The 13,077-nt window shown below is 48.7% G+C and carries 15 protein-coding genes and 1 tRNA gene; 7 read left to right on the forward strand and 9 right to left on the reverse strand.

What is annotated here, in order from left to right; all coding sequences use genetic code 11:
* The first annotated feature begins 24 nt into the window (after positions 1 to 24).
* Positions 25 to 672 carry an HAD family hydrolase gene (locus tag ACYVH9_RS11270; RefSeq protein ID WP_460636417.1) on the forward strand — a complete coding sequence of 216 codons (648 nt, stop codon included), beginning with the start codon at positions 25 to 27 and terminating at the stop codon, positions 670 to 672.
* Positions 673 to 706: 34 nt separating this feature from the next.
* Positions 707 to 1,720, forward strand: a complete 1,014-nt coding sequence (locus tag ACYVH9_RS11275; protein WP_460636418.1) for a glycosyltransferase family 2 protein — start codon at positions 707 to 709, stop codon at positions 1,718 to 1,720.
* A 150-nt stretch (positions 1,721 to 1,870) separates the two neighbouring features.
* Here the strand turns inward: ACYVH9_RS11275 and ACYVH9_RS11280 are convergent, their stop codons facing one another.
* Positions 1,871 to 2,635, reverse strand: a complete 765-nt coding sequence (locus ACYVH9_RS11280; protein ID WP_460636419.1) for a class I SAM-dependent methyltransferase — start codon at positions 2,633 to 2,635, stop codon at positions 1,871 to 1,873.
* Between the two features lie 186 nt (positions 2,636 to 2,821).
* Between ACYVH9_RS11280 and ACYVH9_RS11285 the strand changes: the two genes are divergently transcribed.
* On the forward strand, positions 2,822 to 3,118 hold the full coding sequence (locus tag ACYVH9_RS11285; protein WP_460636420.1) for a hypothetical protein: 297 nt from the start codon (positions 2,822 to 2,824) through the stop codon (positions 3,116 to 3,118).
* Positions 3,119 to 3,179: 61 nt separating this feature from the next.
* Here ACYVH9_RS11285 and ACYVH9_RS11290 read toward each other — a convergent pair whose 3' ends face one another.
* A complete protein-coding gene (locus ACYVH9_RS11290) occupies positions 3,180 to 3,344 on the reverse strand; it encodes a hypothetical protein (RefSeq protein WP_460636421.1) in 165 nt (54 codons plus the stop codon).
* Between the two features lie 186 nt (positions 3,345 to 3,530).
* On the opposite strand from ACYVH9_RS11290, the gene hisS reads away from it, so the two are divergent.
* A complete protein-coding gene (hisS, locus tag ACYVH9_RS11295; RefSeq protein WP_460636422.1) occupies positions 3,531 to 4,904 on the forward strand; it encodes a histidine--tRNA ligase in 1,374 nt (457 codons plus the stop codon).
* A gap of 76 nt (positions 4,905 to 4,980) precedes the next feature.
* Here the strand turns inward: hisS and ACYVH9_RS11300 are convergent, their stop codons facing one another.
* The 7 genes from ACYVH9_RS11300 to ACYVH9_RS11330 form a co-directional block, all read right to left on the reverse strand.
* A complete protein-coding gene (locus tag ACYVH9_RS11300) occupies positions 4,981 to 5,820 on the reverse strand; it encodes an outer membrane beta-barrel protein (RefSeq protein ID WP_460636423.1) in 840 nt (279 codons plus the stop codon).
* An 81-nt stretch (positions 5,821 to 5,901) separates the two neighbouring features.
* Positions 5,902 to 7,572 (reverse strand): glucose-6-phosphate isomerase, encoded by a 1,671-nt coding sequence (gene pgi, locus ACYVH9_RS11305; RefSeq protein WP_460636424.1) that lies wholly within the window; start codon positions 7,570 to 7,572, stop codon positions 5,902 to 5,904.
* A 12-nt stretch (positions 7,573 to 7,584) separates the two neighbouring features.
* Positions 7,585 to 8,370 carry a glycoside hydrolase family 25 protein gene (locus ACYVH9_RS11310; RefSeq protein ID WP_460636425.1) on the reverse strand — a complete coding sequence of 262 codons (786 nt, stop codon included), beginning with the start codon at positions 8,368 to 8,370 and terminating at the stop codon, positions 7,585 to 7,587.
* 110 nt (positions 8,371 to 8,480) lie between these two features.
* Positions 8,481 to 8,753, reverse strand: coding sequence for a hypothetical protein (locus tag ACYVH9_RS11315; RefSeq protein WP_460636426.1), 273 nt, complete (start codon positions 8,751 to 8,753; stop codon positions 8,481 to 8,483).
* Positions 8,754 to 8,890: 137 nt separating this feature from the next.
* Positions 8,891 to 9,526, reverse strand: coding sequence for a peroxiredoxin (locus ACYVH9_RS11320; protein ID WP_460636427.1), 636 nt, complete (start codon positions 9,524 to 9,526; stop codon positions 8,891 to 8,893).
* Positions 9,527 to 9,651: 125 nt separating this feature from the next.
* Positions 9,652 to 10,287, reverse strand: coding sequence for a response regulator transcription factor (locus ACYVH9_RS11325; RefSeq protein ID WP_460636469.1), 636 nt, complete (start codon positions 10,285 to 10,287; stop codon positions 9,652 to 9,654).
* A complete protein-coding gene (locus ACYVH9_RS11330) occupies positions 10,277 to 11,791 on the reverse strand; it encodes a sensor histidine kinase (RefSeq protein ID WP_460636428.1) in 1,515 nt (504 codons plus the stop codon). The genes ACYVH9_RS11325 and ACYVH9_RS11330 overlap by 11 nt, the downstream gene beginning before the upstream one ends.
* Before the next feature lie 177 nt (positions 11,792 to 11,968).
* On the opposite strand from ACYVH9_RS11330, the gene ACYVH9_RS11335 reads away from it, so the two are divergent.
* The 3 genes from ACYVH9_RS11335 (at position 11,969) to ACYVH9_RS11345 (ending at position 13,024) form a co-directional block, all read left to right on the forward strand.
* Positions 11,969 to 12,454: a DUF3299 domain-containing protein gene (locus tag ACYVH9_RS11335; protein WP_460636429.1), complete on the forward strand. Its 486-nt coding sequence runs from the start codon at positions 11,969 to 11,971 to the stop codon at positions 12,452 to 12,454.
* A gap of 65 nt (positions 12,455 to 12,519) precedes the next feature.
* A tRNA-Ala gene (locus ACYVH9_RS11340) sits at positions 12,520 to 12,596 on the forward strand.
* A gap of 11 nt (positions 12,597 to 12,607) precedes the next feature.
* Complete coding sequence (locus ACYVH9_RS11345; protein WP_460636470.1) at positions 12,608 to 13,024, forward strand: hypothetical protein; 417 nt, start codon at positions 12,608 to 12,610, stop codon at positions 13,022 to 13,024.
* Positions 13,025 to 13,077 lie beyond the last annotated feature (53 nt).

A 13,077-nucleotide genomic window follows, 5' to 3' on the forward strand; every position in this document is an offset into this window, starting at 1 on the left:
GTCAACTAAAGTGCGAAATCCCGGATGCTGAAAGCCGTAATTTTTGATTTTGATGGTACGTTGGCGGATACGCTTCCACTTTGCATTAAAGCGTTCCGAATGGCCATTGAGCCGCATGTAAGCCGATCCATCAGTGATGCCGAAATTATTGCAACGTTTGGCCCGTCGGAAGAAGGGACGATTCAGCAACTGATCCCGGAGCAGTTTGAAACCGGTGTAGCCGCTTACCACGACTATTATACCCAGTTGCATCCAGACTATCCGGCTCTTTTTGACGGCGTCGACGACCTGCTGAAACTGCTCCGGCAGCGGCAGGTTCGTCTGGCGCTGGTGACGGGTAAAGCGCTCAAAAGTGCGTTAATTTCGCTGGAGTTTTACCACATTAAGGATTATTTCGAGCAGATTGGGCACGGGGATTTAACGAAGGAGCATAAAACCAAAAATATTCGGCGTATTTTGACGGAATGGCAATTGAAGCCTGACGAGGTGGTCTACGTGGGCGATGCCCCAAGCGATATTATGGCCTGTCGGGCTGCGGGCGTTCCAATTGTTTCGGCGGCCTGGGCCGAGACGGCGGAGCCTGAGTTGCTCCGTTCGCTGGAACCCGATGCCCTGCTGTTTTCCGTGTCGGAGTTGCAAAGCTGGCTGGAAGAAAGACTGGCCCTTTCCTAACCATATTCATCGTTTCTGGCTAGATTTATTTGACATGAGTCACCGTTTCTCCGTCATCATACCCGTTTATAACCGACCAGACGAGCTGCGCGAACTGCTCGATAGCCTGGTCCGTCAGACCCGCATTCCCGACGAAATTGTAGTAGTCGAAGACGGATCTGTGACGCGGGCGGATGCGGTAACGGAATCATTTAAAGACCGCTTGAATATTCACTATTTTTTCAAACCCAACGGCGGGCAGGGATTTGCCCGAAATTACGGTTTTGAACGGGCAACCGGCGATTATTTTGTGATTTTCGATTCCGATGCGCTCGTGCCTCCGCATTATTTCGAAACCGTTGAAAAGCGGTTGGAGTCCGACTGGCTCGATGCGTACGGCGGCCCGGATGCAGCTCACCCCAATTTTACCCCTATTCAGAAAGCCATCAGTTATTCGATGACTTCGCCGTTTACGACGGGCGGTATTCGGGGGAGCAAGAAAAACCTGGGCGGCAAATTTCATCCGCGCAGTTTCAACATGGGATTTTCCCGGAAAGTCTACGAAACAATCGGCGGCTATAAAATTAGCCGCATGGGAGAGGATATTGAATTTGCCATTCGGATTATTGAAAACGGCTTCCAAACCGGTTTACTGCCAGAAGCGTTTATTTACCACAAACGCCGGACTAACTTTCGCCAGTTTTACCGCCAGCTTCGGTTTTTTGGCCGCGCCCGAATTAACATTGCCCGCTTTTTTCCGTCGGAACTACGACTGGTGCATACGTTTCCGGCCTTGTTTACCTTGTTCGTTTTCTCTGTTCCGATCTGGTACCTGATTCATCCCGTGTTATTCGGGCTGGCAATAGGTTTTTTACTTCTTTTTTCGGTGCTGATCTTTATGGATGCCGTCCGGAAAGAAAAAAGCCTTCGAGTTGGTTTCCTGAGCGTGGGGGCAGCTTTTGTGCAGTTGATGGGTTACGGGACTGGTTTTTTGAGGGAAGGCTGGAAGCGGCTTCGCGAGCCCAAAGGTCATCAAGAAACCGGGGCTAATCTGGAATATCCGTCCTGACGGGCAGTCTTTTGTCCGCGTCTTAACAGGGTTTTTAACACCTGGAAACCTATCGTCATTCATCCAAACCGTTGATTTCAAACGGAAACCAACGTGTTCACCAGAACGTTGAAAACGCTTCTTAATCAAGCGAAACGCTCGTAGATCAACTTATTTTTTGCACAGGTAGATCACCTCACCGGCGGGCAACGAAAACCGTTTCACTTCTTCTTTCGGCAAGTCAAACACAAAACGATCTTCTACCACCGTAAAACCGCCCTGGGCGAGCCGTTGTGCGTAGTCGCGGCCAAAAAGCCGGACGTGATCACTCTGCCAGAAAAGCCGTTCCCGCTCTTTGGGGTCCGTAATGGTTGGGTCTTCGAAAGTGGTGGCCCGGTTGTAATCAATAGGCGACTGAATAATGGCCCAGCCGCCGGGCTTCAGTACGCGGTGGAGCTCGCTACTGGCTTTGATGTCATCGTCGACGTGCTCCATGACGTGGTTGCAAAAAGCCACATCAAACGTGTTGTCGGGAAATGGAATCTGGTGGATATCCATTTTAATTTTAGCCAGTGGCGACTCAATATCAGCCGTAATGTAATCGAGGTTGGGTAATTTCTCAAAACGGTCGATGAAGCAGTGTTCTGGTGCAACATGCAGGACTTTCAGCCGGTCGTGGTAAAAATTCGTTTTCCGCTGCAAATACAGATTCATCAGTCGGTGCCGTTCCAGCGCCAGGCAGTTGGGGCATAGGGCATTCGGGCGCGGGTTGATCCGGCCAAACGGCATAAATTCCCGAAAGTGTTTGCTACAAACCGTACATTCGACGTTGTTACCCCGGTAGAAAACCATCATCGCTTTCATGGCGTAATGGCTGACACGCTGCAATACCGGACGCGGGACCGTTCGTAATATAAAACTGATGAGGTGTTTCATAAAACAGAAAGCACAAACAAAATAAACCGTTGCGGGTTTCTAACAGATTCAGAAGCGGAATAATTAACAACTAAACGGGCAAAATGCGATTTAGTCTGTTAATTTAGAGCTTTGATTACTGGTATAACCTAATAGAAAATGGCCGTAGCTCCTTCTAAACCTCCGGGTCGGCGACTCCTCAAACGGATGAGTACGCGCACGAAATGGCTTTTGCTGGCACCTTTCAGCTTAATGCTGATTGGATACGGCTTGTGTGTTTTCAGCGAAGCCGCTAACCTGAAACATTCGGGTGAGCCTTTTGATCGGTGGTTTTTGCTCGGAACGTATAGCCTGATCGTCATTAATACCGGGATTGCGCTGTTTGGGCAGTCCATCGTATTTCGAACAATCATCGAAAACCGTCGAATGATCCGCCGGTATCTGAAAAAAAATCTTCGGAACCATAACCGGCAAAAAAAAGAAAACCCCGTCCGTCGAGCGTAACGAGGCAATCGATTGATAACCGGTCCCTGCAAGCGGACAGCTCAACGGAAACGGTCGGTCATTAAGACGCAGCCTGTTCTTTCTTTTCAGCGAACGAAGCTTTGATGGCGTCTACGTCCACATTTTTGATGTCGGGACGACGCAGCAACTGCTTGATGCGTGCGGTTTTGTTGTTCGCACGGGCTTTATTTTTGCGGTCTTTACGTTTCAGTTCAGTAACTCCCATGATTGTATAAATTAGTATGTTGGTTCCAAATGGTCCGCAAAATTAGCGGAAAAACCGCAGAAAACCAATATTCATCAGCAAGTTAAGCGACACAGGGAAAGGAAGTCAGGTAAATGCTCAGGATCATCGTTTAAAATCGGGAGCCGGGCCGGTAAAAAACTCCGTTTAGCTTGCTATTTTTGCGGCATGCAAAAACCGAGTTTAGCCCGCGGCACCCGCGACTTTGGGCCGGAACAAATGAGCAAACGGCTTTTTTTGCTGGAAACCATCCGGCAAACGTTTCGTCGTTACGGCTTTCAACCCATCGAAACTCCCGCCCTCGAAAACCTGTCTGTACTGATGGGGAAGTACGGCGAGGAAGGCGATCAATTGTTATTTAAAATTCTTAATTCCGGTGATTTTTCGAACGGTTTGACGGAAGCCGACTGGCAGGATAACGCCCGCAAGTTGACCCTCAAAATTTCGGAAAAAGGGCTGCGCTATGACCTGACGGTGCCCTTTGCCCGCTACGTGGTGATGAACCGCCATGCCTTAACGATGCCCTTCAAACGGTACCAGATTCAGCCGGTTTGGCGGGCCGATCGACCTCAGAAAGGCCGTTACCGGGAATTTGTGCAGTGCGATGCTGATGTGGTGGGAACGGACTCGCTACTGTGTGAAGCCGAGATCGTGCTGATGTTGCACGAGAGCCTGCGAAACCTGCGGATTGACGATTTTACGGTGAAAATCAATAACCGCAAGATTCTGACCGGCATTGCTGAAGTGGTCGGTGCGGAAGGGCAGGAGGGGCCCCTGGCGGTAGCCATCGACAAACTGGATAAAATCGGGAAAGAAAAAGTGGTTGAAGAGCTAAAACAGCGCGGTTTTTCCGACGAATCGATTGCTAAACTGGAGCCTATGTTTCAGTTTCCGGACGATTCGCAAGCCGCGTTTGCTCAACTGAAGAGCTGGCTGGCCGATTCGGAGGTTGGGCTAAAGGGAGTGAAGGAGCTGGAAGAAGTCTGGCAACTGGTGGCGCAATACGGTTTGGAAAACCCCCGCATTCAACTGGATGTAACCTTGGCGCGCGGACTGTCCTATTATACAGGTGCTATTTTTGAAGTCAAAGCCAATGGCGTGCAGATTGGTAGCATCAGCGGAGGGGGGCGATACGATAACCTGACCGGTGCCTTTGGTATGCCGGGGTTGTCAGGCGTCGGAATTTCGCTCGGCGTCGATCGGATTTATGATGTCATGGAAGAATTGAACTTGTTTCCGCAAACGGGCCTGCAATCGACGCAGGTGTTGATTGTTCATATGGACCCGGAAGCGCGTTCGCTTGGGTTGCCATTGTTGAGCCAGTTGAGGGCCAATGATGTAGCCGCTGAGGCCTACCCAGACACGGCAAAGTTGAAAAAGCAACTGGATTATGCCAACGCAAAGCGAATTCCGTACGTGGTATTGATTGGATCGGAAGAACTTCAGACCGGTCAGTTGACCTTCAAAAACATGGTAACGGGTGAGCAGGAAAAGCTGACGGGCGGAGCAATCATTGAGCGTCTTGCCCAGAAAGTGGTATAAGCTCCGGCATATCATAAAAAAACGGTGCCGCAAATTTGAGCTGCGGCACCGTTCACATTTGAAAACAGCACTCTACTTAGAATTTGAAACCTACGTTGACCCCAACGGCCCGACGCTGTGAGTTGTTGAACCCTTCGATGGCATCGGAAAAACCGTGGTGATAAACCAGGTCAATCAGGACGGGACCAATGTCGAAGCCTAAATTAACCAGGCCGAGGAAAGCTCCGCTCTTAATTTCGTTATTGTCAATGTCAATGGTGTTGCTACCACTCAGCCGATTGGCGTATTCAGCACCAACGGCCAGACGTACCGCTGAAATACCGCGCTCTGACTGCGCCAGTTTTACCCCGACATAGGCCGGGATCTGCAGCCATTTCGTGTTGATACGTCCCGAAATGTCCGAAAGGGATGCGCCATCGCCAGGCCGGAAGTAGTTTGAGCTGGACGCGAAGTATTCAACGCCCAATTGGCCGTAGATGCGGCCACCGCCCCGAACAAAAGCGCCAATCTGGTAACCCAGGCGTCCTGCCGGATTGTCCCCATCAATGTCTTCACCCCGGTAACGGGTTGAATTTGCACCGACGTAAAACCCGCCCGTAAAGGCTTTGTAAGGTCTGTCGGCTTTGGAACGACCTTCCCGGCTGCGGTATTCGGTGGTCGAACTGGATGAATACGACGAGGTGTTGCTCGGCATTGTTGCATCCGTCGTCGTGGTCGCTGGCGTTGTGCTCGATGAATTGTCTGTCGTAGAATTCATCGAATTAGAGCGGTAAGTGGTATCAGTTCCGGATTCTCTGATCGTCGTAGTCGTGGTCGTCGGTTGTACTCGGTTAGAGCTATCCGACGCGATTTCCTGAGCATAAGCGCTCCACGTTCCCAAAAGGCAAAGCGCAAACAATGTACTTTTGCGTTTCATGATCACAATGGTGTTGAAGTTGTAAAAAAATAAGGTGCATGTTCAACATGCACCTTATTAACAAGGGGGCACTTGGATTGTTTAGGCTTTGCGTAATTCTTTAAAATAATTAATTAAGCCATTCGTGGAGCTATCATGGGTCGAAACAGGCTGGTCGTCGGCCAGCTCGGGAAGAATCCGATTGGCCAGTTGCTTGCCTAATTCAACTCCCCATTGATCAAAGCTAAAGATATTCCAGAGGACACCCTGGGTGAAGATCTTATGTTCGTACATCGCAATCAAACTGCCGAGGGTTCGGGGCGTTATTTTTTTGACCAGAATGGAATTGGTAGGGCGGTTGCCTGAGAAAACCTTGAAAGGCATCAGCAGGGCTACTTCTTCTTCATTTTTGCCCGCTTTTTTCAGTTCGGAGACCACTTCCTCGCCGGATTTACCATTCATCAATGCCTCGGTTTGTGCGAAGAAATTGGACAGCAACATGGTGTGATGATTGCCCAGGGGCCGTTGGCTAATTGCCGGAGCGATGAAATCACACGGAATCAATTTAGTGCCCTGGTGAATCAGCTGATAAAACGCGTGCTGGCCGTTAGTGCCCGGTTCACCCCAGATAACTGGCCCGGTTTGGTAAGCCGCTGGTTGCCCATTGCGGTCTACGGACTTGCCGTTGCTTTCCATATCGCCCTGCTGAAAATAGGCCGCAAACCGGTGCATGTACTGGTCGTAGGGTAAAATGGCGTGCGACTCGGCACCAAAGAAATTATTGTACCAGATCCCGATGAGAGCCAGCGTAGCCGGAATATTTTCTTCAAGCGGGGTATTCCGGAAATGCAAATCCATTGCATGGCCGCCTTCTAGTAATTCGGCAAAATTGTCGAAACCAATGTAGCAGGCAATCGATAAGCCAATGGCCGACCACAGCGAATACCGCCCACCGACCCAATCCCAGAATCCAAACATATTGTCGGGATCAATGCCGAATTTTTCAACCTCCGATTGGTTCGTTGAAATGGCGACGAAATGCTTCGCGACCGCCGACTGCTCATGGGCGTGATTCAGAAACCAGTCGCGGGCTGAGTGGGCATTCGCCATTGTTTCCTGCGTCGTAAATGTTTTCGACGCAATCATGAACAGGGTAGTTTCCGGATCAAGTTGCTGGAGGGTTTCGTAAATATGAACGCCATCCACGTTCGACACAAAATGAACCTCCAGTTGAGGTTTGCCGTCCTGCTGAACTGCGTACGGTTTTAAGGCTTCGGTAACCATGACCGGGCCCAGATCCGAGCCGCCAATACCGATATTGACGAGTTGGGTGATGGGCTTGCCCGTATATCCTTTCCATTCACCCGAAGTAATGCGTTCGGAAAAGTGTTTCATTTTCGCCAGTACCTCGTTCACATCCGCCATCACGTCCTTGCCGTCGACCAGAACGGGCGTATTCGAACGGTTTCGGAGGGCTGTATGTAAAACCGCACGGTCTTCAGTTACATTGATGTGTTCGCCCGAAAACATTTTTTCGATGGCGTCGTAAATCCCGGCTTCACCCGCCAAATTCCGGAGCAAACGCAGGGTTTCATTGTCGATCCGATTTTTGGAAAAATCGACCAGCATGTCTTCAAACCGCAGCGAAAAATGCTCGAACCGCTTGGGATTTTCAGCAAATAATTCGCGCAGATGACGATCTTTAGTTTGCTGGTAATGATTCTGGAGCTGCTGATAAGCAGGGAGTTGTAGAAAAGAATGAGTCGGTAACATTGGATTTGGGGGTCAAAGACAAACTTCTTTCAGGCGCTCAGGTTCACAAACAAACACATTAAAATCGACTTTGCCGCGAATTCCGTCAACGGAGCCTTTTTCATTGTGTTGCCAAAAATACAAACGGTCAGCTTTAAATTGCCGGTGATGATCCGACGAGTAATCGGCAAGCCATAGTGGATAATCATCAAAATTACCATCAATATAAAGCAGGTAAAAATGGCGATTGACATAAATGATTGGTTTCATGCCGTAGTGATCTTCAACCAGTTGTAGCCATACCCGGATGTCGGCAATTAATTGATCGGCCGGTACGCGGCCTTTATCGTTGCGCTCCAGGTCCAGTACCGGAGCCAGGTCGCCGGGCTTGAGGCTAACGGTTTTGATGAAATTCCGGGCCTGTTTGGCCGGATCCCGTCTGGGATGATAAAAATGATAAGCACCGCGTTTCAGACCTGCTTTCCGGGCTTCCTGCCAGTTGTGTTTAAAACGGCGGTCAACAAGGGTAGCACCCTCAGTAGCCTTAACGAATACAAACTGAAGCGCAACCCCATCGGCCTGAGCCTGGCAAACCCGTTGCCAGTTGATCCGGTTGTTGTGGTGGGATACATCAATGCCGTGGATAGTGTATTTCAGTGGCATCCGGATGCCGTAACCGTTCACAAACTGCCATTGCAGTTCATTCACTTTTTCCAGGGAACGGTTCCACCAAAACGCAACCAGCAACAGACAAAGGACCAGAAATGGCCAGATCAGATACTTCCTCTTCCGGTATATATACAGAACAAACTGGCTCATACCGGGCAAAAATAAGGAGAAAAAATAAAGTAGAAGAGCAGGATTGAAAAGAGAAATTAACTTTCCTCTTTTCAATCCTGCTCTTCTACTTCTTTCTTAGAATGGACTAATTAGTCGTGGCCTTCCAGCTTCACAATTTTGTTATACAAACCTAATAACAGGAACGGAGCGGCCCACTGACCAACAAAAAGGGCCTTGTCATTTTCGCCCTGGAATTTGTAAAACAATGATACACCCATTGAGGCAATGGATGCCCACAGAAATACATCAGAAGGCAATTTCGCGGTTTGCTCTTCGATGGCTTCGGCCACTGGGCCTTCTTTGTGCGTGGGATTCGGGTTTTTAACCGATCCTTTAGGGCGGTTGCTTTCTAAAACATTCATAACGTTGTTTAACTTTGATTACACAAAATTAACTTAGTTAAGGCCGGATTGTTCCAAAAATGAGACAAAGGCCCGCGCCTTAAAAACAACGAAGCCCAGAATGCGCATTCTGGGCTTCGTTGTTTTTAAGAATAACCTTATTTATTCGGTTGGGGCGTTGTGCGCAAATAAGGCTTAACAATATTGACACCTTTCGGGAATTTTTTGATGGCATCTTCCGTGCTAACCGCCGGAACCACAATGACATCGCCACCTTCCTGCCAATCGGCGGGAGTGGCTACCTGGTAGTTGGCCGTCAGTTGCAGGGAGTCGATAACTCGCAGAATTTCAAAGAAATTCCGGCCCGTTGAAGCTGGGTAGGTCAATGTCAGCTTAATTTTTTTATCGGGGCCGATGATAAATACGGAACGCACCGTTGCTTTTTCCGACGCATTCGGGTGAATCATGTCGTATAGCTCAGCTACTTTCCGGTCATGGTCCGCGATGAGCGGGAAGTCAACCGTCGTATTCTGAGTTTCGTTGATATCTTTCACCCATTCCTGGTGCGAATCCAGCGGGTCAACACTGACGGCAATCACCTTAACACCACGCTTGGCAAACTCGTCTTTCAGTTGAGCCGTACGGCCCAGTTCGGTAGTACAGACGGGGGTAAAGTCAGCAGGGTGTGAAAAAATCATCCCCCAGGAATCGCCCAGCCATTCGTGGAAATTGATCGTGCCCGCGGTGGTCTCAGCCGTAAAGTCCGGAGCAATGTCGCCTAATCGGAGTGCCATAGTAAAAATGGTTTGGTTAAAGTACTATACTAATGCTATAGTCTTTGTTACACAAATGTATAAAAATACAGGTTGTCTTTGTAAAGACTCACAAGTATAACACTACCGCTGTCCAAAATAGTTTTTTAAATCAATTTTTCTTCGACGGCCATTTTTACTAATTCGGCGGCATTTTTTACCTGAAGCCGACGCATCATGTTGGCGCGGTGATTATCAACGGTTCGGACCGAGAGCTGGAGTTTTTCCGCAATTTCGCGGCTGCTCATCCCGTCGACCAGGAATTGCAGAATTTCTTTTTCCTTTTTCGAGAGCTTCGAGCGTCGAACTTTTGTGGTGCGTTCGGTTTTCTTCAGCTGATGCATATAGCCATTCAGGATAATGGTGGCCACAGGCGAGCTGAAGTACTTTTCTCCGCTGGCAATGGTGCGGAGGGCTTTCATCATTTCGTCGCTCGACGAGTCTTTCAGAATATACCCAAAGGCGCCAGCTTCTACCGAACGAAGAATGTAATCTTCATTGTTGTGCATCGACAGCATCAGGGTTTTGATATTCTTGTACAGACGTGAAATAATCTGGGTGGTTTGAATCCCCGACATACCCGGCAGCGAAATGTCCATCAGAACAACATCTGGTTGCTGGCTTTTCAGTTTTTCAAGGGCTTCTTCGCCGTCACCGGCTTCATCAACGATTACAAATTCATCGTTTTGTTCCAGCAGTGAGCGAATTCCGTTACGGACAATCGAGTGGTCATCAACCAGCATCAGTTTGAGTGTACTCATATTCCTGGTGTGCGAGTTTAAAAGGTATACTAACTTGTACTTTGGTGCCTTTATCAGGGGCCGACGAAATTTTGAATTTACCATTGATCAACGCAGCTCGTTCATTCATATTGTGAATGCCCTGCGAAGGCCGTTTGGTATCTTCTTTCCGACTACGGTGGATGCGGAACCCCTTTCCGTCATCGTTCACAATCAAATGTAAGTAATTATCTTTTTCAAAAAGATCAATTGTAATCTGCGTCGGTTCGGCGTGGCGCAGGGCGTTGCTAACGGCCTCCTGTGCAATCCGGTAAACGCCGATTTCCACGCTTTTATCCAGCCGGGTATTTTTCAGATTGGTGTGAAAAATGATGTCCGTTTTGCTGTTTTTGTCGTGGGTGTCGGCCAGCATTTTTACGGCCGGAATCAACCCGAAATCGCTCAAGACCGTTGGCATCAGGTTGTTAGAAACGTTGCGGGTTTCCTGAATGGTTTGGGCAATAAGGTTTTTCAGGACGACAAAACTTTTGATCTCTTTTTCTTTTCCGTTTAAACTTTTTTCAAAGCTTTCGACCTGCAATTTAATGGCTGTCAGCATTTGTCCAATACCGTCGTGCAACTCGCGGGAAAGCCGCTTGCGCTCTTCTTCCTGACCCGCTACCAGATACGAGGTTCGGAGTTTTTGTTCGTCCATCTGTTGCTGGTACTGCTGGCGGGTAGCGTCGAAAAGCTGTTGGCGGGTTTCTTTCAGGGCCCGGTTCAACGACAGCAGCTTGCGATTGGTGGTGGCCGTTCGGGTCTCTGCTTCGACTAACTGAACGATGATAGCCTCAAATTTATTGACTGCCGGCCGCAAAATAAACCAACCGGCAAACACCAGTGCCAGCACCGTAAAAATATAGATGATCAGTTTTAGCCAGCGGGTCATCTCAACGTTTGCCAGCGTTTCTTTGGTATACTGCTGGATAACCTCTTCCATACCATCCAGGTACGGTTTTTCGTTGGCCAGCAAATCCGTCAGAACGGCTTGGGTGGTAAAAGCCTCCGGGCTGCCAGCCTGATCGGCCTGCTGAATAATCCGTTGCATGCTGGTCCGGAAGCCGAAGAAGTACGGTTTTAGCTGTCGGTAGCGAAAGTTGACGCTGTCACTGTTTTGCAGCATAACCGGATACCCCGGTACGGTGCCCTGCTCGATGTTTAGCTGATTGGTCTCAAACTGCGCAAATAGCTTTTTGATTTCGGCCAGATTATGCTTAAATCGCTCATGCTGACCCGGATGGCTCAGTTGTACGGCTTTACTAACCAGCCGCTGGCTGTACGGGCGCTGAGCCGAAGCCATTCGAATCACCATCACCCGTTCCGCTTCACGCCGGGTCTGGTATTGGGTCACAATTTCGGCCGCCGTCAATAAAACCGCAATAAACACCAGGGTGAATACAAATGGGCGGTTAAAATGGCGAGCCGAAGGCTGAGTGTTCTGGGGTATAACGCTGATTACTTCCGACACGGTTTTAGTAAGACAACCACGTTGATTAAGGTAAAGGTAGCAAAAATTGCAATAATTGGAGAGATGGCGGGTCAACTTATGCCGGATAGGCTCTAAAAACCGAACCAAACCGCGGTTTGTCTTGTTTTTTAAGCTCAAAACGACGTAGATTTGTACGTATCTGAACGCGATCTGATCATGAAAAAAAATGTCTGCTTCATCGCTTTATTGGGATTGCTGACGCTGGCGGCTTTTACACCCGGAAACCGGGCCAATGTGCGTCCGGCAGCGGTTGTTGCCGAACCGGTCAAATTGTCCTGGGAAACACTGCGCGATGTTACTTTCAAGAAAAAGTGGTACCCGGAAGAGTCCGTTTATATGCTATATCCGACCTTTGGCGCGGGAATTCAAAAACTGAGCGGCAAACCCGTTGAGTTAACGGGCTACGTACTGCCGGTTGATATCGAATCCAATACTTATGTTCTTTCGGCTTTTCCTTACAGTGCCTGTTTCTTCTGTGGTGGAGCCGGACCGGAATCGGTTGTGTCGTTGAAATTCAAAAAAAGCGGCTTAAAGTTCAAGACCGATGAACGGCGCACGTTCCGGGGCACGCTCAAATTGAACGCGGATAATATATACGAGCTCAATTATATCATCGCGGATGCCGAGATGGTGCAACAGTAAAAGAAATCTTTAGAAGCTGTATTGTTTTTTCTTCCGGTTTTCTTCATCTTTGCACCACGAAAAACGGGGGTATAGCTCAGTTGGCTAGAGCGCTACAATGGCATTGTAGAGGCCGTCGGTTCGAATCCGACTATCTCCACCAAACAGACCCGAATGCTGTTTTCTGCCCAGAAAACAGCATTTTCTATGTATAGCCACCTTAACTTAACAAAACGCTTAACATATACGCTGATGGAGTTGCCTAAAAAGGGCTTAGAATCCATTCCCCCTTACCGTCTCTGTAAACTCTACCATTTTAATTATGACACCTCAAAAACTTGGCTACTGGAATTCTACCAGTGGAATATTGTCTCCCAAGAATTAGAACGCCGATTTTTTAGCCGCTTTAACAGATCAAAGGATAGTAAAGAAAGATTGAAAGAGGCCCAACGCTGGGAACGGTTCATTAATCAGCAACTTGAAAATGGAGCCGTATATAATGGATCAAGAGCAAAAGTTGGGGGGAAGTTAGGCATAAAGTTTGGTCAATCGGAACAGAAAGAAAGCAATGTCTCTGACTCCTCTGGATGATGCCCGAAATGCCTTGATTTTCGCGTTGAAGGATTCCGCCGAGGCATTGGTAC

The sequence above is a fragment of the Larkinella harenae genome (genome assembly GCF_054780515.1).